Below are 22508 nucleotides of genomic sequence, written 5' to 3'. Positions count from 1 at the left end.
GGCATTCGATCAGGTCGGCCGTCGCCAACGACGTGGTGCGTGGCGTGATCGCCACCGACGCGTTGATCGGCACGTTCGCACCTCTCGACGACCCGTCGCTGACCCAGAACGTCTGCTTTCTGTATCACCTGATCGGCGGCGGGACCGGCGAGTGGAACGTGCCGATCGGCGGAATGGGCGCGGTCAGCGGCGCACTGGCGGCGGCCGCCGCCGGCTTCGGAGCTGAAATAACCTGTGGCGCGGACGCTTACGCGATCGACCCGGCGGGTCATGTGCGCTATCGCCACGCCGGCGCCGACTGCACCGTCCGCGGCGACATGGTGCTGGCGAACGTGACGCCAACCGTGCTTGCCGAACTACTGGGCGAGCCGGCGCCGGAGTCGGCACAGGGCGCCCAGGTCAAGGTGAACCTGATGCTGCGGCGGTTGCCGCGATTGCGTGACGATGCCGTCACACCCGAGCAGGCGTTCGGGGGAACGTTCCACATCAACGAGACCTACAACCAGCTGACGACTGCCTACACCCGCGCCGAACACGGCGTCATCCCCGACCCGTTGCCCTGCGAGATCTATTGCCACTCGCTCACCGATCCATCAATCTTGTCGGAGGAACTGCGGTCCACCGGTGCGCACACGCTGACGGTGTTCGGTCTGCACACTCCGCACCGGTTGGTCGCGTCGGGCGATCCCGAGCGGATGCGGGACACCCTGACGTCCGCGGTGCTCAACTCGCTGAATTCCGTTCTCGCCGAACCGATTCAGGATGTACTGATGGAAGACTCCGCGGGCCGGCTCTGCATCGAGACGAAGACAACCGTCGACCTCGAGCACTCGCTGGGTATGACGGGCGGGCACATCTTCCACGGTGGGTTGTCGTGGCCGTTCGCCGAGGACGACGAGGCGCTCGAGACGGCGGCCCAGTGCTGGGGAGTGGCAACCGCTCATGACCGGATTCTGTTGTGCGGCTCCGGGTCCCGCCGCGGCGGCGCGGTGTCGGGGATCGGCGGACACAACGCCGCGATGGCGGTCCTGGAGGGTGCCGGCGACCGCCGCATCACTTCGTGATCAGCAGTCACACCGATCCACGTTTCGCAGCGGAAGTACGAGAACGCCTCTGCAAAACGTCGATTACTGTGACCTCCGGGGCACCTGATGCGGCGACGATGCCGGACCCCGGCGGCGAACTCATCGCGCGACGTCGGGCATCACCAACGGTGCGAGCCGATCGGCGGAGCGCAGCGCCGTCGCGGTGGTCGAGTAGAAGCCGAGCACGACGATCACCACGCCGAGCCCCGCACAGATCAGCCACAGCGGTCGGGCGGCCACCGCGAAGTCCGTGCCCATCGCCGTCAAGGCGGCGCCCGCCACCGAACCGCACAGCGCCACACCGACACTCACCCCGACCTGTCGGCTGGTCGACGCGATCGCCGACGCCGCGCCCGCCCGGTCAGTGGGCATGCCGCTGACCGCCGCATTGGTCACCGGCGCGTTCACCATCGAGAAGCCGATGCCGAACACCGCGAAGATCACCAGCAGCTGCCACAGCGGCGTCGTCGCCGACAACCGGCTCAGCATCAGCGTCGCGGCCGTGATCAACGCGCCCGCGGTGAGCAACGACGGCCGGCTGCCGAAGCGGCCCACCATCCGGCCCGACAGCGGCGAAAAGACAAGCGCGCCAATGGCTATCGGTAGATAGATCAGCCCGGTGTGGAGTGCGGAGAAGCCGCGCTCGTCCTGCAGGTACAAGGACATCATGAACAGGAACGCGCCCCACGCCGCAAACGCGCACACCGCGATCATCGTGGCCGAGGCGAACGGGATGCTGCGGAAGAACCTCAAGTCGATGAACGGATCACGCCTGCGCGCCTCGTAGGCGAGGAAGGCGGCCAACGCCAGCGCCGTCGCCACGGCGATCCCGACGATGCGCGCGTCGCGCCAGCCCATCCCCGGACCCTCGATGAGCACGAACACGATGCCGAACAGGAACGCCATGCCGAGCCCTTGGCCGACCGGGTCGACGTCGCGCATGGTCAACGATCTCGACTCCGGCACGAACAACGCCGTCAGCAGAATGGCGAACGCGCAGATGGGCAGGTTGATCCAGAACACCGCGCGCCAGTTGACCAGCTCGATGAGCGCGCCGCCGACGATCGGGCCCGCCGCCATCGAGATTCCGACGACCCCGCCCCAAACGCCGATGGCCCGCGCGCGTTCGACCCGGTCCGTGAACACCTGGGTGATGATCGACATCGCGACGGGGTTCAGCATCGACCCACCGATCGCTTGCAGGAGTCTCGCGGCGATCAACGTGTCGATGTTCGGCGCGAGGCTACACAGCAGCGAGGCCACCGCGAACACCACGAGGCCCAGTTGGAACGTGCGCCGGCGGCCGAACCGGTCGGCGGCGGCCCCGGACAACAACAGCAGCGACGCGAGCACCAGCGTGTAGATGTCGATCACCCACTGCAGCTGCGAGCCGGAGGCGTGCAGGTCGGCGCGGATGTTCGGGATCGCGACGTTGACGATCGTCGCATCCATCGACACGATCAGCAGGCTCAGACAGCAGGACACCAGGATGACGGCCTTGCGCCGGCTGCTCATGTCGCCGCTCATCGGCCGCTCACGGTCCCCCGCGGCAGCGAAAAGACTCGCCTAGCGACTGTCCGGACCGACGTAGTCGCGTTCGGTGTAGCCGGTGTAAACCTGACGCGGACGGCCGATCTTGCCGCTGCCCTCGTCGTGCATCTCCCGCCAGTGCGCGATCCAGCCGGGCAGCCGGCCCAGCGCGAACAGCACGGTGAACATCCGCGTCGGGAAGCCCATCGCGCGGTAGATCACGCCGGTGTAGAAGTCGACGTTCGGGTAGAGCTTGCGCTCGATGAAGAAGTCGTCGGTCAGCGCGGCTTCCTCGAGCGTCCGCGCGATGTCGAGCATCTCGTCGTCGCCGCCGAGCTTGCCGAGGATCTTGTCGGCCTGCTCCTTGACGATGCGGGCGCGCGGGTCGTAGTTCTTGTAGACCCGGTGGCCGAAGCCCATCAGCTTGACGCCGTCCTCGCGGTTCTTGACCTTCTTGATGAACTCGTGCACGTCGAAGTCGGCCTGGCGGATCTTCTCCAGCATCTCGAGCACCGCCTGGTTGGCGCCGCCGTGCAGCGGACCCCACAGCGCGTTGATGCCACCCGAGATCGAGGTGAACAGGTTGGCCTGCGACGAGCCGACCAGCCGAACCGTCGACGTCGAGCAGTTCTGCTCGTGGTCGGCGTGCAGGATGAACAGCATGTCGAGCGCGCGGACGATCTCGGGGTCGACCTCGTAGGGCTCGGCGGGGAAGCCGAACGTCATCCGCAGGAAGTTCTCGACCAGCGTCAGCGAGTTGTCCGGGTACAGGAACGGCTGGCCCGCCGACTTCTTGTACGCATACGCCGCGATCGTCGGCAGCTTGGCCAGCAACCGGATCGTCGACAGCTCGACCTGGTTGTCGTCGAACGGGTCGAGCGAGTCCTCGTAGTACGTCGAGAGCGCGTTGACCGCCGACGACAGCACCGGCATCGGATGCGCGTTGGCCGGGAAGCCGTCGAAGAAGCGCTTGAGGTCCTCGTGCAGCAGCGTGTGCCGCTGAATCTTGGTGGTGAACTCCGCCAACTGGTCCTTGGTCGGCAGCTCGCCGTAGATCAGCAGGTAGCTCACCTCGATGAAGTTCGACTTCTCGGCGAGCTGCTCGATCGGGTAGCCGCGGTAACGCAGGATGCCGGCGTCGCCGTCGATGTAGGTGATCGCGCTCTTGGTCGAGGCGGTGTTGACGAAGCCCTCGTCGAACGTGGTGTAACCGGTCTTGGACAGCAGCGAGCCCAGCGCGATGCCATCGGCGCCTTCGGTGGCGGAAACGATGTCGAGGTCGAGCGTGCCACCGGGGTACGAGAGGGTGGCTTGCCCTTCCCCACTCTTCGCGTTATCGGCCACGAGGATCCCTTCGTCGCTGCTGGGCGGAATGAAACATTTCTCCTACAAAAGGTAGTCCCATTGGGGCGGACGTGCCCCGCCGGGGGCGGTCAGTTGCTCAGACGGGCTGCCGGCGACTACCCGTCAACTCGGTGAACTCCGCGAACACCGTCTTCAGGCGCTCGATCAGGTCGTCTATCGAGACCTGCGCCGGGTCGGCCTTGAGCTGCATCGCATCGCTGAGCGCGGTCATGATCACCGCGCCCCACGTCGCCGATGCCAACCGGACCCTGCGGTCATCCAGCGGAACTCCCATCCGCTCGGCCAACGCGACTTCCACCGCGTTGCCGCGGAACTCGACGCTGACCAGTCTCAGCGTCGATGACGACAGGACGATCCGGGTTATACACAGGATGCGCGCCGCTGTCAGCTCCCCCGGCCGGGCATGCTTGGAAGCCTCGGCCATCGCAACGTAAGCGCGCAGGATCGCCTCTAAGTGGTTCAACTCGGCGGGTTGGCAGGCCAACTCGATCGCGGACCGGTCGATGATCTCGTCGACCAACGCCAACGCGATCGCATCCTTCGTCGGGAAGTAGCGGCTGAAGGTGCGCGGTGAGACATCCGCGATCGCGGCGATCTGATCGACGGTGGTTTCGTCGAACCCCTGCCCGTTGCACAGCTCGACGGCCGCATCGATCAGGGTCGCGCGGGTGCGCTGCTTCTTGCGCTCACGCAGCCCGATAGCCTGCGCCCCCCTACCGTCAGACACGAGCGGCATCCTAACGCCTGAAGCTATGAGAGAGCTAAGAATTCGGCTTGTTTCACAGGTGTTCAACGTCTGTCTTTTGAGAGTTTCAGTCACGTTGGCGAAGAATTGTCCGACGGGCGCTACGGCTGCAGCCGCTCGACTCGGCCGTCCTGCACACGAATCCTATTGTGCACGCGATTCTCTCGGCCCTGCCAGAATTCCACGGCGTCGGGAGCGATCAGGTAGCCGCCCCAGTTGGGCGGTACCGGCACCGCGTCGTGGGCGGCGAACCGCTCCGTGACGTCAGCGAGTTGCTGCAGCAGCGCTGCCCGCGAGGCGACGGGCTTCGACTGGTGCGACGCCCACGCGCCGAGTTGGGATCCGCGCGGCCGCTTGGACCAATACTCGGCCGTCTCTTCGGCGGACACCTTCGTGACCGGTCCGCGCAGATGGACCTGGCGGCCCAGCAAGTACCAGGGGAAGGTGGCCGACGCATACGGCGTCACCGCCAACTGCTCGCCCTTGTCGGAGTCGTAGTTCGTGTAGAACGTGATGCCTGCATCGGTCACGCTCTTGCACAGCACCGAGCGGGTCACGGGCCTTCCGCGCGAGTCGACCGTGCCGACCACCATGGCGTTCGGTTCGGCGACGCCGGCTCGCTCGGCTTCGCCTAACCAGTTGCGCAGCAACGCAACCCAACCGTCGGCCAGCCAGTCGGCGTCCAGGTCGGGACTACCGTCCTTTTCCACTGACCCGTACTCCACCCGCATCCTCGCCAAGTGCTGGTCGTCCGCCGCCGCCATGCGCCAACGCTACGCCCGTCGGCGTGCGCACGTGGCGATCAACCGGCAGTCGGACGCCGCGATCGAGGTGCGAGAATCTGGCCCATGAGTGCGGTGCCCGAAGATTTCGTACCCGGTCTCGAAGGCGTCGTCGCCTTCACCACCGAGATAGCCGAACCCGACAAGGACGGCGGGGCGCTGCGGTACCGCGGCGTCGACATCGAAGATCTCGTCACCCAGAAGGTGACCTTCGGTGACGTCTGGGCGTTGCTCGTGGACGGCGAGTTCGGCAACGGCCTGGCGCCCGCCGAACCGTTTCCGCTGCCGATCCACAGCGGTGACGTCCGCGTCGACGTGCAGGCCGGGCTGGCGATGCTGGCCCCGATCTGGGGCTATCCCCCGCTGCTCGACATCGACGATGTCACCGCTCGCGAACAACTCGCCCGAGCGTCGGTGATGGCGCTGTCCTATGTCGCGCAGTCCGCGCGCGGGATTCACCAACCCGCCGTACCGCAACGCACCATCGACGAATGTTCCACTGTCACAGAGCGTTTCATGACCCGTTGGCAGGGCGACCCGGATCCCAAGCATGTCGAGGCGATCGACGCGTACTGGGTGAGCGCCGCCGAGCACGGCATGAACGCATCGACGTTCACCGCCCGCGTGATCGCGTCGACGGGCGCCGACGTCGCGGCCGCGCTCTCGGGTGCGATCGGCGCGATGAGCGGACCGCTGCACGGCGGCGCCCCGGCGCGGGTGATCCCGATGATCTCCGAGGCCGAGGAGACCGGCGACGCGCATGCGGTCGTCAAGGGGATCCTCGACCGCAAGGAGAAGCTGATGGGCTTCGGGCACCGGGTGTACCGCGCCGAGGACCCGCGGGCCCGGGTGCTGCGGGCGACGGCCAAGCGGCTGGAGGCGCCGCGCTACGAAGTGGCCGCTGCGCTCGAGCAGGCCGCGCTGACGGAGTTGCGGGAGCGGCGGCCGGACCGGGCCATCGAGACCAACGTCGAGTTCTGGGCGGCGGTGATCCTGGACTTCGCACAGGTGCCGACCAAGATGATGCCCGCGATGTTCACCTGCGGCCGGACCGCGGGCTGGTGCGCGCACATCCTCGAACAGAAGCGGCTGGGCAAGCTGGTGCGCCCGTCGGCGATCTACGTCGGCCCGGGACCGCGCAGCCCCGAGTCGGTCGAGGGTTGGGACAAAGTCGTCCGGTCGTGACGAGCTTCGCTTCTGCGGCAGGCGCTTTCGCGGATCTGGTGCGTCAGATCCCCGCCGACTCCTGGGCGGGGCCGGGTCTGGGCGAGTGGGACGTACGTGCGCTCGTCGGTCATACGTCGCGTTCGCTGACGACGGTGAGCAGCTACCTGGACACCGAAGCTGATCGCGTCGACATCTCGACCCCGCAGGAGTACTACGCACGGGTGAACCCGTCCGCACTGGGGATAGCTCCCGCCGACGTGGCAGAGCGTGGCAGGCAGGCCGGACGCGACCTGGGCGACGACCCTGCCACCGCCGTCGCGACCCTGGTGACCAGCGTGCTGACTCGGCTGGAATCGGTCGACGATCCGCTGATCGCAGTGATCGGCGGGCTGGGCATCCGGCTGCGGACCTACCTGCCGACGCGGACGTTCGAGCTGGCCGTACACAGCCTGGATATCGCACGGGCGGTTGGCGTTCCGTTCACCTTGCCGCCCGCGGTCCTCGATGAGGCATTGGTGCTGGCGGCGCGCATCGCGGCGTGCGGGGCCGGCGATGAGGTGCTGCTCGCCCTCACCGGGCGCGTCCCGCTGCCGCCGGCGTTCTCGGTCGTCTGAGTTGTCGGTGGGCCGTGGTTGCATGGCGCCGTGCCGATGAGTTCGGCCCCGCCGCCCGGTCGGTACTGGCAGCCCCCGACCGGGGACGACGGAAACGAAAGGAACTTCCCCATGGCTATCGAGGTGCAGCCCGACGTGTCTCCCATTCTCACGGTCAGTGACGCCGCAGCCGCAATCGGCTTCTATGTCAAGGCCTTCGACGCCGAGGAACTGGGCCGCGTGCCGGGTCCCGACGGCAAGAGGCTCTACCACGCGGCGCTGCGGATGAACGGCGCGACGGTGATGCTCCAGGACGACTTCCCCGAGTTCAACGACGGCAAGTCGGTGACACCCGAGGGTCTGGGCGGCTCGCCGGTGACCGTCCATCTGACGGTGACCGACGTGGACGCCAAGTTCCAGCGGGCCGTCGACGCCGGCGCGGCGGTCGTGATGCCGCTCGACGACATGTTCTGGGGTGACCGCTACGGCGTGCTACGGGACCCCTTCGGGCACCTGTGGTCGATGGGTCAGCCGATGCGCGAGGTCAGCCCCGAAGAGATCGAGCAGGCGGTGCAGCAGCACTAGCGCCCAGAAGGGCGTTACCGCCGGAGGCCCGCGAGCAGGCGGCGTCCGATCGGCGGAGCGGGCGCACTGGCCGCGGCGGCGAGCATCTCGGCGACGGTGGTGAGCTTGGCACGCGGCCGGTCGTCGCCACCGCGGGCGATCTCGGCGTTGTCGATCGCCTTCCACCCGGCGGCGTCCACCACGTCGGGCCGCCTACTGCGCACGAGCTTGTCGAGTGCGGCCGGCCGGTGCTGACGCGGATCGGGCAGCAGACCGGCGTTGTAGTCGGCGACGAGGTGGTGCACGGTCTGCCCGGCGCAGGACTTGTTGGTGCCGATGAACCCGGTCGGTCCGCGCTTGATCCACCCGGCCACGTAACTGCCGGCGACGGGCGCACCAGTTGCCGGGTCGACGACGCGGCCTCCGTCGTTGGGCACCACCGCCGCGGCCTCGTCGAACGGAAGGCCGCTCACGGGCGCGCCGCGGTAGCCGATCGAGGTGAGCACGAGCCCGGTCTCCAGGCGGCGCACCTCCTCGGTTCCGGTGACCGTGAACTCCATGGCTTCTGCGCGGGCGCCGCCGACGACCCGTTTGGGCGTCAGCTGATAAGCCAGCCGGATGCGCGGGCGGGTCGCGGGAGTTTCCGCGCCGCCGAGCTTGCTCAACAACTCCAGCTTGCTGCGCGTCAGGGGGTCCTCGGCGGCGGCCAGGTCGCGAAGGACCAGCTCATGGTCGGCGGCGGAGAGCACCACCTCGCTCGTCGACGTCAGCCCGATCAACTCGGGCAGCGTGAACGCCGAGGCCGCCGGCCCGCGCCGCGCGACGATCACCACCTCGGCCACGTTCGACCCGCGAAGTGTGGCGAGCGCATGATCGGCGATGTCGGTGCGCGCCAGCGCGTCGGGGTCGGTGGTGAGGATGCGCGCGACGTCGAGTGCGACGTTGCCGTTGCCGACGATCACAACCCGTTCGTGCGCGAGATCGACTGCCAGCTCGGTGAATTCGGGGTGGCCGTTGTACCACGCCACCATCTCGGTGGCCGTGCCGGTGCCCGGCAGGTCCATGCCCTCGATGTCGAGACGACGGTCGTTAGGGGCCCCGACCGCGTAGAGCACGGCGTGATGGTGGGCGAGCAACTCGTCGTGGGTGACGTCGGAGCCGACGTCGACGTTGAGGTAGAACGTGAAGCCCGGCTCACGGGCCACCTTGTCGAACAACCGGGTGACACCCTTGGTGTGCTGGTGGTCGGGTGCGACGCCCGCGCGCACCAGCCCGTAGGGCGTCGGGAGCCGTTCGAAGACGTTGACCCGCACGCCTTTCTGCGTGAGCAGCTCGTCGGCGGCATACATCGCCGCGGGACCCGAACCGACGATCGCGACGGTGAGCGGCCCAGTCGGCCGCGGATGGACCATCGGCGCCTCGATGACCGGCGCCAGCTTCGACGTCGGCGGCAGCTTGCCGTCCGGCTCAGGGTAGAACGCGGCGTTCAGCGCGACGAACGGCAGCTGCGTGGAGGCCAACCGGGAGTCGGGTGCGATCGCCCCGACCGGGCACGCCGACACGCAGGCACCGCAGTCGACGCACGCCGCCGGATCGATGTAGAGCATCTCGGCGGTGGCGAAGCCCGGCTCGTCGGGCGTCGGGTGGATGCAGTTCACCGGACACGCGTAGACACAGGACCCGTCGCTGCAACACGACTGGGTGATCACATGCGGCACGCAAGCCCCCTAGGCGGCGACAACGTGCTGGCGCGCCGGCTCGCTGCGGTAACGGCTCGGCTTGCCGTCGATCTTGCAGACTCGCCACATCAGCTTGGCGACGGGATTGATCAGGCCGGTGTCCTGGCACAGCATCCGGACGTCGCCGAACATGTCGCGCAGCATCTGGCGGGACTCGGGTGAGCGGAAGAAGACCTCCTTGCGCACCGAGCGCGGGATGTCGAATTCCTTCCAGAATGCTCGCGGCGGAACGATGATCGCCGAACACAGGATCCGCATGGTCAGCGGGACGTACAACGACAACCAGAACCGCTTGCGTCGCGGCAGATGCGGAACCCGCTTGCGCAGGTATTCGTGGGCGAACGAGATGTGGCGGGCCTCCTCGGCCACGTGGATCGCCATCACCCGTTCCATGATCGGGTGCAGCGACTTGCCTTCGCGCAGCACGTTCTTCTGGGTGTGGTCGATCGGTTCCTCGCCGGCGAGGATGCCGAACCAGAACGGGATCGGCAACGGGCCGGCCACGAGCGGGATCAACGGCTGGATCCACTTCAGCAGCCGCGGCATCCCGGGCACGTCGGCGCCGATGCGGTTCACCATCTCCTGGAACATCATCGTGTGGTTGCACTCTTCGACCGCCTCGTGCAGGCAGTACCGGTATTCCGGCGAACCGTTCGGCGTCCAGAAGGAGTACTCCATCAGCCCGCGGATGAGGATCGACTCGAAGTGCAGGCCGACCTTGGCGACGTTGGCCTGGCGCCACATTCCGATCTCGATCTGCCGCTCGAGCGACTGCGCCTGGTACCACGGGTGGCGGCCGAGTGGGTCGGTCGCCGGCAGTACCCAGCGCGGATCGTTGTCGACGACGGCGAACTCCGGCGAGTTCCAGTCGATGTCGGTGTACGGGTTGAAATTGCGTCGCACCGACCCCTCGGACAGGGTGTTGAGTATGTCGGCGTAGGCGCGGTCTTCCGGGCTGTCGCCGAGTTCCATGTTGCGCCGCCAACGCCTGACCATCCGAGTCCGGGCCATCTCGAGACCTCCCCTGTGAGGTTTACATCTGCGCCTTGAATGTCCAGCAACGGTACCGCAGGTATCGCCTATTGAACATACCCCGTTGCGCGATGTGTCACACCGGCACACGACGGCATCGCTGTGATGGCCGTCACACTTGAGCGTGCCTGCCGTTGCAGGAGAAGGGCAGGGGCAGAACCTACGTGCGGGTGCCGAACTCGCCCACCGCAGTCGCGTTGGCGCCGTTGCGCATCACGGAGAACCCAGCCTCGGTCATACCGCAGTCGGTGATGATCGCGCGGTGGCCGGGACTGTTCATCCACCAGTTGACCGCCGCGGCCGGCACCCCGCCGACCCCGGTGCTCCAGAAGATGATCTCGCCGACGTTGGCGTACTGCGTGTATCCGGCCGCGGTGACGCGCTGCACGACCGACGAACCGTCCGAGCCGGTGTGGCTGTGGACGCCGTTGGCGAGCATGTCGTTGGCCTGTCGCGTCGCCGCCGCCGTCAGCTGCGGGTTGGCCGCAACCGGGCCGCAGCCGTTGGCGGCGCGCGCGGCGTTGACCTCGTTCAGCACGGCCCCGCCGTCGTCGGCCTGAGCCGGGATCGCGAGAGCTGGGCTGAGGATCGCCGCCACCGCGGCGCAGATCGGTACGGCCGCCGAGGTTCCTCGAAGACTGGGCACAAGACTGTTCACGTGGCCCCCCTGGGCTCGAGCGTCAGTCCCCGACAGGTCACAGTATGGACACAGCGAGGTCTCTATATCGGCCGTTTACCCACTTTTCCGAGATTTTCCGCCGCACCTCCCCGCGGCGCGTCCGCGACGCCGGTCATTACTGTTGAGCACATGGCCGACCTCACGATCCCCGCCGACCTCAAACCCCGCGACGGTCGCTTCGGCTGCGGACCCTCGAAAGTCCGGCCGGAGCAGTTGGCCGCGCTTGCCGACGCTGCCGACCTGTTCGGCACGTCGCATCGCCAGGCGCCGGTCAAGAACCTCGTAGGCCGGGTGCGTGACGGCCTGCGTGAGCTGTTCTCGCTGCCCGACGGCTACGAGGTGATTCTCGGCAACGGCGGGACCACAGCGTTCTGGGACGCGGCGGCGTTCGGGCTGATCGACAAGCGTTCACTGCACCTGACGTACGGCGAGTTCAGCTCGAAGTTCGCCTCGGCGGTGGCCAAGAATCCGTTCGTCGGCGACCCGGTCGTCATCAAGGCGGACCCGGGCAGCGCACCGAAGCCGCAGTCCGACCCGTCGGTCGACCTGATCGGCTGGGCCCACAACGAGACGTCGACCGGTGTCGCCGTGCCCGTGCAGCGCCCGGATGGATCGGGCGAGGCGTTGGTCGCGATCGACGCGACCTCCGCAGCGGGCGGGCTGCCCGTCGACATCGGCGAATCCGACGTCTACTACTTCGCGCCGCAGAAGAACTTCGCCGCCGACGGCGGGCTGTGGGTGGCGATCATGTCGCCCGCCGCGCTCGCCCGGGTCGAGGCGGTCGCGGGTTCGGGTCGCTGGGTGCCGGAGTTCCTCTCGCTGCCGATCGCGATCGAGAACAGCGTCAAGAACCAGACCTACAACACCCCGGCGATCGGCACGCTGCTGCTGTTCGCCGAGCAGTTGGACTGGATGCTCGGCAACGGCGGGCTGGACTGGGCGGTCAAGCGCACGGCGGACTCGTCGCAGCGGCTGTACGGGTGGGCCGAGGCTGCGCGCTTCGCGACGCCGTTCGTCACCGATCCGGAGTTGCGTTCACAGGTCGTCGGCACGGTCGATTTCGACGACGACGTCGATGCGGCAGCCGTCGCCAAGACGCTGCGCGCGAACGGCATCGTCGACACCGAGCCGTACCGCAAGCTCGGCCGCAACCAGTTGCGGGTCGGCATGTTCCCGGCCGTCGACCCCGACGATGTCAGTGCGCTCACGGCATGCATCGACTGGGTGGTGGAGCGGCTTTAGCCGCGACCGACAGACCGGAGCGGCTTTAGCCGCGACCGACGGGCCGGAGCGGCTTCCGCTGCCCGCGTGTCCTACCAGGTAACGGGCCGATAACGCAGTAGTGTCCGGATGATCGGGCCGGGCGCTGGCCCGGAGGAGGTCGCCATGCGGGAACTCAGGGTCGTCGGACTCGACGTAGACGGCAAACGGATCATCTGTGAGGCGGCCGACTCGGGTGACAAGTTCATGCTGCGCCCCGACGAGCGGTTGCGGGCCGCCCTGCGTGGTGACCAGGTGAGCTCGAGCCAGCCGGCGAACGAGGCCGAGGTGCCGACCATGCTGCGTCCCAAGGAGATTCAAGCCAGGATTCGGGCTGGTGCGTCCGTCGCGCAGCTCGCGGAGGCGTCGGGCGTCGACGTGGCCCGGGTCGAGCGGTTCGCCCACCCCGTGCTGCTCGAGCGCTCCCGCGCCGCGGAACTGGCAACGGCCGCTCATCCGGTGCTCGCCGACGGCCCGTCCGTGCTGACACTGCTGGAGACGGTCACGACGGCGTTCATCGCCCGCGGCCTCGACCCTGACGCCCCCGCGTGGGATGCCTGGCGCAACGAGGACGGCCGCTGGACCGTGCAGCTGGCATGGACCGCCGGTAGGTCCGACCTCAAGGCGCATTTCCGGTTCACCCCGGGTTCGCACGGCGGCACGGTGACGGCGTTCGACGACGCTGCCTGCGAGCTGATCGACCCGAACTTCGCGCGTCCGCTACGTCCGGTGGCCGCGCTGCCGCGAGTCGAGGTCGAGGTCGAGGAGCCGACGCTGCCGCTCGAGCCGCCCGTACAGGTCAGCGCATCCCAGCCGCAGCCCGAATCGCAGCCCGAAGCGACGGCCGAACCGGTTGACGCCCCGAAGCCGCAGAAGGTCCGGCGGGGTAAGGCCAAGCCCGCCGTGCCGGCGTGGGAGGACGTCCTGCTGGGCGTGCGCTCCAGCGGCCAGCGGTAAATCCACCGTAACCATTCGAACGTAAGCCGCTGGAACCGCTGGCTCCGTCGCCGCGTCCAAGCCGGTGCAGGAGTTGACCGGGAGGCGCACTATGAGCGGTATGACCGCAACAGGCTCCGGGCCGCTCACCGTGCGCGACCTGGAGACGATGCCCGATGACGGACGGCGCCACGAACTCGTCGACGGCGTGCTCATCGTGAGTCCGGCACCCGGGACAAGGCATCAGATCGTCGCCTATCGACTGTTCGCAGTGCTCGATGCCGCGCGTCACCCGGAATTCGCGGTCATGGGCGCACCATATGCGGTGCATCAAGGCGACCACATCGAACTTCAACCCGATGTTCTCGTCGGCCGCGTCGGCGATTTCACCGCAAAAGACCTTCCGGTTCCACCGGTTCTCGTGGTCGAGGTCCTGTCGCCCAGTACGGCGCTGATCGACCTCAACACCAAGAAAGCCGTCTACGAGCGGCTCGGGATCCCGGACTACTGGGTCGTCGACCCAGACGAGCCCCGGTTGACGGCATACGAGTTGTTGTCCGGCCGGTATTCGGAGTGCGCGTCCATCGCAGGCGACTCGGCGTTCGAGGCCAGCCGGCCTTACCCGGTGCGCGTCGTTCCCCGTGATCTGCTCGGGCCGTTCGCCTAACGCACGGCGACAGCGAGTACGACGAGCCACGCCGCGGCGACGCCGACACCGGAACCCAGCACGAACCACCGCCACACCGGCCGGTTGCGCCATCCCCACACGGTCGGCGCGAGCCCGCCGACGGCGACCAGATTGAGGCCGAGCGCCAGCAGCGAATGCACCCGCAGCAGCCCGAGACTCAGCACGACGATCGCGGCCGCGACGACCGCAGCGACGAACGCCGCGACCGTCAACCCCATCGCCCAGGGAGTCGAGTCGTCGGTCATGTCGTCAATCTAATCCGCTCGTAGAACGCGAGTGCTGCGGCGGTTGCGACGTTGAGCGAGTCGGTGCCCCGCGACATCGGGATCCGCACGCGTAGGTCCGCGGCCCGCATCGTCCGCTCGGTCAGCCCCGGCCCTTCCGCGCCGACCAGCATGGCCACCTTGGCGTCGGCGACCGACGACATGGCGTCGGCCAGCGTGCACGCAGTAGGCGCAGGTGTCATCGCCAGCAGCCGAAAGCCGTTGTCCCGCAACATCTCTAGGTCCGCAGGCCACGACCGAGCCCACGCGTACGGCACCAACAGCGCGTGGCCCATCGAAACTCGGACGGCGCGGCGGTACAGCGGATCGGCGCAGCCGGTGCCGAACACCACCGCATCCACACCGAGGCCCGCCGCGTTTCGAAATATCGAGCCGAGGTTCTCGTGGTCGTTGACACCTTCGAGAACCGCGACGGTGCGCGCTGCGGCCGATGTCGCCAGCCCAGCGGCTCCGGTGAGCACCTCGGCGACCGACAGTTCACGCGCCCGCGACGCCGAGGCCAGCACACCGCGGTTGAGGTGAAAGCCGACCACTTCGGCCATCACGTCAGGCTGCACCCGGTAGTACGGCGCCGGGACACCGGCCAGGTCGGTCGCGAGCTCCTGCAGGCGGCGGTCGGTGCCCATCACCGCGCGAGGGCGAAAGCGCGAGGCCAGCATGCGCTGCACGACCAGCACCCCCTCGGCGATCACCAGGCCCTTGCCGGTGGGCAGGTCCGGCCTGCGATCGACACTGTTGAGGTCGCGGAAGTCGTCCAGCCTCGGATCGGCCGGGTCGGCGACGTCGATCACGTCACCCATGGCGGCGTGCCCGCACTGGCCGGGTACCTTTCAAAGCGATGCCCCCGCAGCCACCGCCCCTGCCCGCCGCGCTGCTCAAGCCGGCGCCGGTCATCGTCGCGATCGCGGCGGGTTGGGTCGTCGCTACGATCCTGGCGTTCACCGTGACCGGTCTACACGAGTGGCGGCCGTACACCGTCGCCGGCCTCGGCGTCGGCGTCGTCGGCACGGCGATCTGGTTGTGGCAACGTCGCGCCGTGCGCCATGGCTCGCGCGGGGCGCAGAGCGGGCTCACCTGACGACCTACCGCACGACTACACGACTAAATGAGGAGCACTCCATGGCAGCGCCGCTGTTGCAGGCCGAAACCACCATCAACGCCCCGGTGGACAAGGTCTGGGAACTGATCTCGGATCTGAAGAACATGCCGCGGTGGAGCCCGCAGTGCCGGCTGATGAAGACGTTCGGTCCGCTGCGGCAGGGGGCGAAGACCTTCAACCTCAACCGGCGCAAGTTCCTGTTCTGGCCCACGACGAGCCAGATCACCGAGCTGGTTCCGCGCAAGAAGCTCGCTTTCCGGGTGAACGAGAACGGCACGGTGTGGAGCTACGAACTCGAGCCCGCCGACACCGGCACGCGGCTCGTCGAAACCCGCCATGCGGAAAACGGGGTGAAGCCGTTCTCCACCATGGCGGTGAACGCGGTGCTGGGCGGCGTGCCCAGCTTCGAGCGTGAGCTCGTCGAGGGCATGAACGAGTCGCTGGCCCGGATCAAGGCCGCCGCCGAAAGCTAGCCGCTCGGCTCGGTCAGATCCAGCACCCCGTCGTCGTACGGGTCGTACAGCGGAGAGCCGCCACCTGCCGGCTGCGGCGTGTCCGAGTGTGCGCCGCAACCGTATTCGGCGTCGACGACGTGACCGTCAGCGGAGAACTCGTTCGCGCAGACCCCGAACGTCGTGCCCAGCGCCCCGGCCAGGGGCACATAGAACCCGCAGTCACGGCAGACCCGCCGCGTCGAGCGCGCCATCGTCGACCCGGGGCCGAAATCCCCGTCGTGCCAACGTTGCGCGGCGTCCATGCGGCCCCACGGGCTGAGCACTTGGCGCCGGCCCAGGCCCACTTCGGCAGCGACGTCGTCGATCTGCGGATCACCGGTACCCAGGTAACCGGGGACGAGCCGCGGGTCGTCGGCCGGCGGGGCGAGCAGATCACCCGGACCCAGATCGCCGGGCCGGACGCGGTCCTCCCACGGCACCCACTTCGGTGCCAGCAACGCCGTCGGACCCGGAACCAGCACCACCTCGCTGATGGTGGCATGGTCCGCGCCCGGCCAGGCGGCGACGACGACGGCCCACTGCCAGCCGCGGTAGCCGGGCATGTCGGCGAGGAACCGGTGCGTGGCCGCCGTCGGGTCGTCGAAACTCGCGCCGAGGTACTCGCCGACGGCGTCCTCGCCGCTGAACTCGACGACCGCCGAGCGCGCGTCATCGACGGCGCCCAGGAGCACCGACTCCAGGTCCGGGCGCTCGGCAGATTCGGTCGCGCTTTCCATCGCCCCCAATACTGCCTGACCGGCCAACCGGTAGCCACACCGGTTGGCTGCACGCCCGCGGCCGCTTCGATGGTGGAGAATCGTCATCGTGACCGCACCGCGTCGTGACCCCGAAGACTCGGCGGGCCGGCGCGACCCCCGTTACTACCCGCCGCGCCCGCCCGCCGACGATTACTGGTCCCGCCGCAGTGACGAACACCCCGGGATGGCGAACTACCCGAGCGACGGCAGTTACCGGCGTCCGCGCAGGAACGCACCGAGCCCGAGCGCGAACCGGTGGCTGCCCCCGCTCGACGAGCCGGCCCGCGAATTCGGTTCGGCGCCTGGGCCACACAGCTCCGGGAGCTCGGCGGGCGAAAGGATCACGGTCACCAGGGCAGCGGCTCAACGCAGCCGCGAGATGGGCTCCAAGATGTACGGCCTGGTGCATCGCGCCGCCACCGCCGACGGTGCCGACAAGTCCGGGCTCACCGCGCTGACGTGGCCGGTCGTCGCGAACTTCGCGGTCGACGCGGCGATGGCCGTCGCGCTGGCCAACACACTGTTCTTCGCCGCGGCCACCGGTGAGAGCAAGAGCCGGGTCGCGCTGTACCTGCTGATCACGATCGCGCCGTTCGCCGTCATCGCCCCACTGATCGGGCCCGCCCTGGACCGGTTACAGCACGGCCGCCGCGTCGCGTTGGCCGCGTCGTTCGCGCTGCGCACGGTATTGGCGGTGGTGTTGATCGCCAACTACGACGGAGCGACCGACACCTTTCCGTCGTGGGTGCTCTATCCCTGCGCGCTGGGAATGATGGTGCTGTCCAAGTCATTCAGCGTGTTACGCAGCGCGGTGACGCCGCGCGTACTGCCCCCGAGCATCGACCTGGTGCGGGTGAACTCCCGGCTGACGACGTTCGGTCTGCTCGGCGGCACCATGGTCGGCGGCGCGATCGCCGCGGGCGCGGAATACCTGTTCAAGCTCGTCGAGATGCCCGGGGCGCTCTACGTCACCGTCGCTGTGTCGGTCGCCGGTGCAGCGCTGGCGATGCGCATTCCCAAGTGGGTAGAGGTCACCGAGGGTGAGGTCCCCGCCACGCTGAGCTACCACGGTCGCACGGGTGAACTGCGGCGCGGCGCGGCGCCACACCCGCCGGCGAAAGCGGCTCGACAGCCGTTGGGGCGCAACAGCATAACCGCGCTGTGGGGCAACTGCACCATCAAGGTGATGGTGGGCTTCCTGTTCCTCTACCCCGCGTTCGTCGCCAAGTCCCACGATGCCAGCGGCTGGGAGCAACTGCGCATACTCGGCGTCATCGGTGCGGCCGCGGCCGTCGGCAACTTCGCGGGCAACTTCGCCAGCGCCCGCCTCAAACTTGGTCATCCGGCGCAGGTGGTGGTGCGCTGCACGGTCGTCGTCACGCTGGCCGCGCTGGCCGCCGCGCTGACCGGTGACCTTCTGGTGGCCGCGGTCGCCACCCTGCTCACGTCGGGGGCGAGCGCGATAGGCAAGGCGTCGCTGGATGCCTCGCTGCAGGACGACCTGCCCGAGGAGTCGCGCGCCTCGGCGTTCGGCCGCTCGGAGTCGGTGCTGCAGCTGGCCTGGGTCGCCGGCGGAGCCGTCGGCGTGCTGGTCTACACCGAACTGTGGGTGGGCTTCACGGCGATCACCTCGGTGCTGATTCTCGGCCTGGCGCAGACCGTGGTCAGCTACCGCGGCGAGTCGCTGGTTCCCGGCCTCGGCGGGAACCGCCCGGTGCTCGCCGAACCGCAGGGCGGCCACCCTGACACGGCGGCGGTGGCGTACGAGTGAAACGCATGCTCGCCGTGCTCGCGGCGGTGGTGGTGCTCGCGTCTGCGGGCACGGCTGTGCTCGTCTGGCGGCTCAACGACCGGGAGTCAACGAAATACCCTGAGATCAGCGCCTTTTCGCACGGTCATTCAGTCCGCGTCGGACCCTACCGGTACTGCCAGGTGCTCAACCCCACCGACTGTGAGGTCTTCGAAGAGCAGGGCGAACTGCCGGTGACCGAGCGCGGCGCGGTGCAGTTGTCGGTGCCGCCGGCGATCGCCAGGGCGCCCTGGGTGTTGTTGCGCCAGTACGAGGATTCCGACCTCGTCGAGGAGTTTCGGCCCGACACCCGGCTTGCGGTGACCATCCCGACGGTCGACCCGCTGCGTGGCAAGCTCACCGGCCTGGCCGTGCTGCTGCCGACCCTGATCCGCGTCGATGGCGAAGAGGTGCCGGCACCGCACGCCGAGTGGTCGGTTCGGACGGTCTGGCGCTAGGCGCCGTGTCCCGGCTCCACGCGTTCGCCCTCGCGGGGCGGACCCGGCGGTGTTCCGTCACCGAATGGCTTGCCGCCCAACGCCTCTCGCCCATGCGGTGTGAGCCAGTTGGACAGGTCCGGGCCCTTCGGCACGATCTGAGTCGGGTTGATGTCGGTGTGCACGATGTAGTAGTGCTGCTTGATCTGGACGAAGTCGATGGTGTCGCCGAACCCGGGCGTCTGGAACAGATCCCGGGCGTATGCCCACAGCACCGGTAGCTCTGCGAGTTTCTGGCGGTTGCACTTGAAATGCCCGTGATAGACGGGATCGAAGCGCGCCAGCGTGGTGAACAACCGCACGTCGGCCTCGGTGATCGTGTCTCCCACCAGATATCGCTGGTCCGCCAGCCGCTCGGACAGCCAGTCCAGTGCAGTGAACAACCGGTCGTAAGCCTTGTCGTAGGCCCCTTGCGAACCGGCGAACCCGCACCGGTACACGCCGTTGTTGACCTCGGTGTAGATGCGCTGTGCCACGTCGTCGATCTCGGCACGCCGGTCCTCGGGGTAGAGGTCCGGTGCGCCGTCGCGGTGATACCTGGTCCACTCGGTCGAGAAGTCGATCGTGATCTGCGGGAAGTCGTTGGTGACCACCTCGCCGGTCGACACGTCGACGACTGCCGGGACTGTGATGCCCTTGTCGTAGTCGGGAAACCGCTTGAGGTAGGCGTCTTTGAGCCGCGGAATCCCGAGCACCGGGTCCACACCGCCGGGGTCGAGGTCGAACGTCCAACTGTCCTCGTCATGCGTCGGGCCGCAGAAGCCGATGGACAACGCGTCTTCCAGGCCGAGCAGCCGTCGGACGATGATCGTCCGGTTGGCCCACGGACACGCCCGCGCCACAACAAGCCGGTACCGGCCGGGTTCGACGGGGTATCCGTCGCGGCCGTCGGCCGTGATGCGCGTGCCGATGTACTTCGTGTCACGGTTGAACTCGCCAGCGGACTCGGATTTGTCGGCTACATATGCCATGTCGTCAGCATGCCCGCCGAGTGTCGGGTTGACGCACGCAATTCGGGGTCAAGTGTCGATCAAGCCGACACTCGGCGGCGAAAGATCAGGCCTCGAGCTCGCGGCCGACCGCCCGCACCACCTCGGACACCCGGCGGGCGACCTTGCGGTCCGGATAGCGGCCCTTGCGCAACTCCGGCTGCACCGCACTCTCGAGCAGCGTGATCATGTCTTCGATCATGCCGTGCAGCTCGTCGGGCGAGTGCTTGCGTTCAGCGGCAGCCGCCTCGCGACGCGTGCGAGTCAGACTGGGCGGCGGATCGATGACCTTCAGGGTCAACGCCTGCGGTCCGCGGCGCCCGGCGGCGATGCCGAACTCGACGCGTTGGCCGGCCTTGAGAGTCTCGACACCGGAGGGCAGCGCCGAGGAGCGGACGTAGACGTCCTCGCCGTCCTCCTGCGACAAAAACCCGAAGCCCTTTTCGGCGTCGTACCACTTAACCCTGCCGGTCGGCACTGTCTCACCCGCTTGTCTAGTACTCAACATCAAGAAAGCGCCCCGCCTGCATCGGGACGCGTGGTGCCGATCCTACTCTGGCCCCGGACTCGCCAGCACCCCCTTATCGGTAGGCTGATACCACCGCTGGAGGAGAAGAAGTGCGACTGATCCTGAACGTCATCTGGCTGATCTTCGGCGGCCTGTGGCTGGCGTTGGGCTACCTGGTGGCCGCGGTGCTGTGCTTCGTGTTGATCATCACGATCCCGTTCGGCTTCGCCGCCCTGCGCATCGCGGTCTTCGCGCTGTGGCCGTTCGGGAACACCGTCGTCGACAAACCCGGACCTCGTCCCGGCGCGCTGATCGGCAACGTCATCTGGATCATCCTGTTCGGCATCTGGCTGGCGATCGGCCATGTCCTCACCGCCGTGGCGATGGCGGTGACAATCGTCGGCATCCCGCTCGCGCTGGCCAACCTCAAGTTGATTCCGGTGTCGCTGATGCCGCTGGGCAAGGAGATCGTGCCCGTCGATTCGGCGGCCAACCCGGAGCGGGCGTTCACATGACCGTCGTCGGCCTCGGCGTGCCCTCCGTCGCACCGGTCTCCGCGGCTCCGGCCGACGGGCCGCTCGTCGACACGTTCGGCAGGGTCGCCACCGATCTGCGCGTGTCGCTGACGGACCGGTGCAACCTGCGCTGCACGTACTGCATGCCGGCCGAGGGCCTGGACTGGCTGGCGGCCGACCGCCTGCTGCGGCCTGAGGAGTTGACCCGGCTGCTGCGGATCGCCGTGACGCGGCTCGGCATCACCAGCGTGCGCTTCACCGGTGGGGAGCCGCTGGTGGCCCGCCATCTCGAGGACGTCATTGCCGCGACGACGGCGTTGCGCCCGCGACCGGAGATCACCTTGACCACCAACGGGATTGGTCTCGCCGCGCGGGCCGACCGGTTGAAAGGCGCTGGGCTGGACCGCATCAACGTGTCCCTGGACACCGTCGACCCCGCCCGGTTCGCCGAAATCACCCGTCGCGACCGGCTTTCCGATGTGCTCGACGGCCTACGGGCGGCCAAGGCGGCGGGGCTGGATCCGGTGAAGGTCAACGCCGTGCTCGACCCGGTCACGGGCCTCGACGACGCGGTCGCCCTGCTGCGCTTCTGCCTCGACCACGGCTATCAGCTGCGTATCATCGAGCAGATGCCGCTGGACGCGGGTCATGCGTGGCAGCGGGGCACGGCCATCGGCGCCGATGAGGTGCTTGCCACGCTGCGGCAGCACTTCGACCTCACTCCCGACACCGCTCCGCGCGGTTCTGCGCCGGCCGAGTTGTGGCGGGTCGACGGCGGCGCCGGCGTCGTCGGCATCATCGCGTCGGTCTCGCACGCGTTCTGCTCCGCCTGTGACCGCACCCGGCTCACGGCCGACGGCCAGGTGCGCAACTGCCTGTTCGCCCGGCAGGAAACCGATCTGCGCCGGCTCATGCGCACCGGCGCCGACGACGACGCCCTCGAGCGCGCCTGGCGCGCGGCGATGTGGGTGAAGGCCGCGGGCCACGGCATCAACGATCCCGGCTTCGTGCAGCCTGACCGCCCGATGAGCGCGATCGGCGGCTAGCGGTGCAGACGACACAGACGATGCAGGTCACCGTCCGTTACTTCGCGGCAGCGCGGGCGGCCGCCGGTAACGATGAGGAGACGATTCGGCTTCGGCCCGGAACGACGCTCGCCGAGCTCGTGGCGGGCTTGGCTGAGCGGGACGAGGATCTCGCGAAAGTGCTGAAGCGCTGCTCTTTTCTGTGCGACGGCGTCGCGGTTCGCGATGACCGCACGGCGCTGAGCGACGCTCAAACCGTCGATGTTCTTCCCCCATTTGCCGGCGGCTAACGGTGATTTCCGTCACATAACGGAATGGTCACGGACTGGCTACGAAGCGGTGGAGCCCGCCGCTGTCCTGCGGAAACTCTCGTCGCTGCTGGGCA

Annotated in this window: 26 protein-coding genes; 14 read left to right on the top strand and 12 right to left on the bottom strand. The window is 68.2% G+C overall.

Going from position 1 to position 22508, the window contains the following annotated elements; translation table 11 throughout:
• A partial coding sequence (locus A5663_RS19365) for an NAD(P)/FAD-dependent oxidoreductase (protein ID WP_068152865.1) occupies positions 1–1064 on the top strand: 1064 nt, incomplete at its 5' end.
• Between the two features lie 120 nt (positions 1065–1184).
• On the opposite strand, the gene A5663_RS19360 is transcribed toward A5663_RS19365, so the two are convergent.
• The 4 genes from A5663_RS19360 to pdxH all read right to left on the bottom strand — a co-directional run bounded on the left by A5663_RS19360 (position 1185) and on the right by pdxH (position 5489).
• Positions 1185–2612, bottom strand: a complete 1428-nt coding sequence (locus A5663_RS19360; protein ID WP_068152862.1) for an MFS transporter — start codon at positions 2610–2612, stop codon at positions 1185–1187.
• Between the two features lie 39 nt (positions 2613–2651).
• Positions 2652–3959, bottom strand: coding sequence for a citrate synthase (locus A5663_RS19355; protein WP_082974248.1), 1308 nt, complete (start codon positions 3957–3959; stop codon positions 2652–2654).
• 97 nt (positions 3960–4056) lie between these two features.
• A complete protein-coding gene (locus A5663_RS19350) occupies positions 4057–4707 on the bottom strand; it encodes a TetR family transcriptional regulator (RefSeq protein WP_068152875.1) in 651 nt (216 codons plus the stop codon).
• A 119-nt stretch (positions 4708–4826) separates the two neighbouring features.
• Entirely contained in the window at positions 4827–5489 is a 663-nt protein-coding gene (pdxH, locus tag A5663_RS19345; protein ID WP_068152859.1) for a pyridoxamine 5'-phosphate oxidase, read from the bottom strand.
• A gap of 84 nt (positions 5490–5573) precedes the next feature.
• Between pdxH and A5663_RS19340 the strand changes: the two genes are divergently transcribed.
• The 3 genes from A5663_RS19340 to A5663_RS19330 all read left to right on the top strand — a co-directional run bounded on the left by A5663_RS19340 (position 5574) and on the right by A5663_RS19330 (position 7852).
• A complete protein-coding gene (locus tag A5663_RS19340; RefSeq protein WP_068152855.1) occupies positions 5574–6692 on the top strand; it encodes a citrate synthase 2 in 1119 nt (372 codons plus the stop codon).
• Complete coding sequence (locus A5663_RS19335; protein WP_082974247.1) at positions 6689–7288, top strand: maleylpyruvate isomerase N-terminal domain-containing protein; 600 nt, start codon at positions 6689–6691, stop codon at positions 7286–7288. Before A5663_RS19340 ends, A5663_RS19335 begins: the two co-directional genes overlap by 4 nt.
• A gap of 111 nt (positions 7289–7399) precedes the next feature.
• Complete coding sequence (locus tag A5663_RS19330; RefSeq protein ID WP_068152848.1) at positions 7400–7852, top strand: VOC family protein; 453 nt, start codon at positions 7400–7402, stop codon at positions 7850–7852.
• Between the two features lie 14 nt (positions 7853–7866).
• Here A5663_RS19330 and A5663_RS19325 read toward each other — a convergent pair whose 3' ends face one another.
• The 3 genes from A5663_RS19325 to A5663_RS19315 form a co-directional block, all read right to left on the bottom strand.
• A complete protein-coding gene (locus A5663_RS19325; RefSeq protein ID WP_068152845.1) occupies positions 7867–9549 on the bottom strand; it encodes an FAD-dependent oxidoreductase in 1683 nt (560 codons plus the stop codon).
• A gap of 9 nt (positions 9550–9558) precedes the next feature.
• Positions 9559–10581, bottom strand: coding sequence for a diiron oxygenase (locus A5663_RS19320; protein ID WP_068152843.1), 1023 nt, complete (start codon positions 10579–10581; stop codon positions 9559–9561).
• 181 nt (positions 10582–10762) lie between these two features.
• On the bottom strand, positions 10763–11260 hold the full coding sequence (locus tag A5663_RS19315; RefSeq protein ID WP_231976836.1) for a CAP domain-containing protein: 498 nt from the start codon (positions 11258–11260) through the stop codon (positions 10763–10765).
• A 150-nt stretch (positions 11261–11410) separates the two neighbouring features.
• On the opposite strand from A5663_RS19315, the gene serC reads away from it, so the two are divergent.
• The 3 genes from serC to A5663_RS19300 all read left to right on the top strand — a co-directional run bounded on the left by serC (position 11411) and on the right by A5663_RS19300 (position 14144).
• Positions 11411–12523, top strand: coding sequence for a phosphoserine transaminase (gene serC, locus A5663_RS19310; RefSeq protein ID WP_068152839.1), 1113 nt, complete (start codon positions 11411–11413; stop codon positions 12521–12523).
• 144 nt (positions 12524–12667) lie between these two features.
• Positions 12668–13498 carry a septation protein SepH gene (gene sepH / locus A5663_RS19305; RefSeq protein ID WP_068152867.1) on the top strand — a complete coding sequence of 277 codons (831 nt, stop codon included), beginning with the start codon at positions 12668–12670 and terminating at the stop codon, positions 13496–13498.
• Between the two features lie 100 nt (positions 13499–13598).
• Positions 13599–14144, top strand: a complete 546-nt coding sequence (locus A5663_RS19300; RefSeq protein ID WP_231976835.1) for a Uma2 family endonuclease — start codon at positions 13599–13601, stop codon at positions 14142–14144.
• Here the strand turns inward: A5663_RS19300 and A5663_RS19295 are convergent.
• Together A5663_RS19295 and A5663_RS19290 are read right to left on the bottom strand one after the other, a co-directional pair.
• Positions 14141–14410: a DUF2537 domain-containing protein gene (locus tag A5663_RS19295; protein ID WP_068152833.1), complete on the bottom strand. Its 270-nt coding sequence runs from the start codon at positions 14408–14410 to the stop codon at positions 14141–14143. The two genes, A5663_RS19300 and A5663_RS19295, sit on opposite strands and share 4 nt — an antisense overlap.
• On the bottom strand, positions 14407–15249 hold the full coding sequence (locus A5663_RS19290) for an RNA methyltransferase (protein WP_068152830.1): 843 nt from the start codon (positions 15247–15249) through the stop codon (positions 14407–14409). The genes A5663_RS19295 and A5663_RS19290 overlap by 4 nt, the downstream gene beginning before the upstream one ends.
• A 38-nt stretch (positions 15250–15287) precedes the next feature.
• Here A5663_RS19290 and A5663_RS19285 point away from each other — a divergent pair, with 38 nt between their 5' ends.
• Positions 15288–15527, top strand: coding sequence for a DUF2530 domain-containing protein (locus A5663_RS19285; RefSeq protein WP_068152828.1), 240 nt, complete (start codon positions 15288–15290; stop codon positions 15525–15527).
• Between the two features lie 41 nt (positions 15528–15568).
• Positions 15569–16021: an SRPBCC family protein gene (locus A5663_RS19280; RefSeq protein WP_068152825.1), complete on the top strand. Its 453-nt coding sequence runs from the start codon at positions 15569–15571 to the stop codon at positions 16019–16021.
• Here A5663_RS19280 and A5663_RS19275 read toward each other — a convergent pair.
• Positions 16018–16779 (bottom strand): DUF3027 domain-containing protein, encoded by a 762-nt coding sequence (locus A5663_RS19275; protein ID WP_068152820.1) that lies wholly within the window; start codon positions 16777–16779, stop codon positions 16018–16020. The genes A5663_RS19280 and A5663_RS19275 overlap by 4 nt on opposite strands.
• A 205-nt stretch (positions 16780–16984) precedes the next feature.
• On the opposite strand from A5663_RS19275, the gene A5663_RS19270 reads away from it, so the two are divergent.
• Positions 16985–18571, top strand: coding sequence for an MFS transporter (locus tag A5663_RS19270; protein WP_082974250.1), 1587 nt, complete (start codon positions 16985–16987; stop codon positions 18569–18571).
• Complete coding sequence (locus A5663_RS19265) at positions 18568–19047, top strand: DUF2771 domain-containing protein (RefSeq protein ID WP_068152814.1); 480 nt, start codon at positions 18568–18570, stop codon at positions 19045–19047. The genes A5663_RS19270 and A5663_RS19265 overlap by 4 nt, the downstream gene beginning before the upstream one ends.
• Here the strand turns inward: A5663_RS19265 and A5663_RS19260 are convergent.
• Positions 19044–20057, bottom strand: coding sequence for a glutathione S-transferase family protein (locus A5663_RS19260; RefSeq protein ID WP_068152812.1), 1014 nt, complete (start codon positions 20055–20057; stop codon positions 19044–19046). The two genes, A5663_RS19265 and A5663_RS19260, sit on opposite strands and share 4 nt — an antisense overlap.
• Positions 20058–20142: 85 nt before the next feature.
• On the bottom strand, positions 20143–20553 hold the full coding sequence (locus A5663_RS19255; RefSeq protein WP_068152809.1) for a cold-shock protein: 411 nt from the start codon (positions 20551–20553) through the stop codon (positions 20143–20145).
• A gap of 140 nt (positions 20554–20693) precedes the next feature.
• Between A5663_RS19255 and A5663_RS19250 the strand changes: the two genes are divergently transcribed.
• Genes A5663_RS19250 through A5663_RS19240 form a run of 3 tightly spaced genes read left to right on the top strand, consistent with a single transcriptional unit; the run spans position 20694 to position 22413 of the window.
• Positions 20694–21098: a YccF domain-containing protein gene (locus A5663_RS19250; RefSeq protein WP_068152806.1), complete on the top strand. Its 405-nt coding sequence runs from the start codon at positions 20694–20696 to the stop codon at positions 21096–21098.
• The gene (moaA, locus tag A5663_RS19245) at positions 21095–22144 is read left to right on the top strand and encodes a GTP 3',8-cyclase MoaA (RefSeq protein ID WP_068152803.1); all 1050 of its coding nucleotides are present in this window, start codon (positions 21095–21097) and stop codon (positions 22142–22144) included. The genes A5663_RS19250 and moaA overlap by 4 nt, the downstream gene beginning before the upstream one ends.
• A gap of 20 nt (positions 22145–22164) precedes the next feature.
• Positions 22165–22413, top strand: a complete 249-nt coding sequence (locus A5663_RS19240) for a MoaD/ThiS family protein (protein ID WP_082974249.1) — start codon at positions 22165–22167, stop codon at positions 22411–22413.
• Positions 22414–22508 lie beyond the last annotated feature (95 nt).

The sequence above is a fragment of the Mycobacterium sp. E740 genome, assembly GCF_001672895.1.
GTDB lineage: Bacteria > Actinomycetota > Actinomycetes > Mycobacteriales > Mycobacteriaceae > Mycobacterium.
Note: the sequence above shows the minus strand (reverse complement) of the source record. Positions and strands in the feature narration are given on the sequence as shown.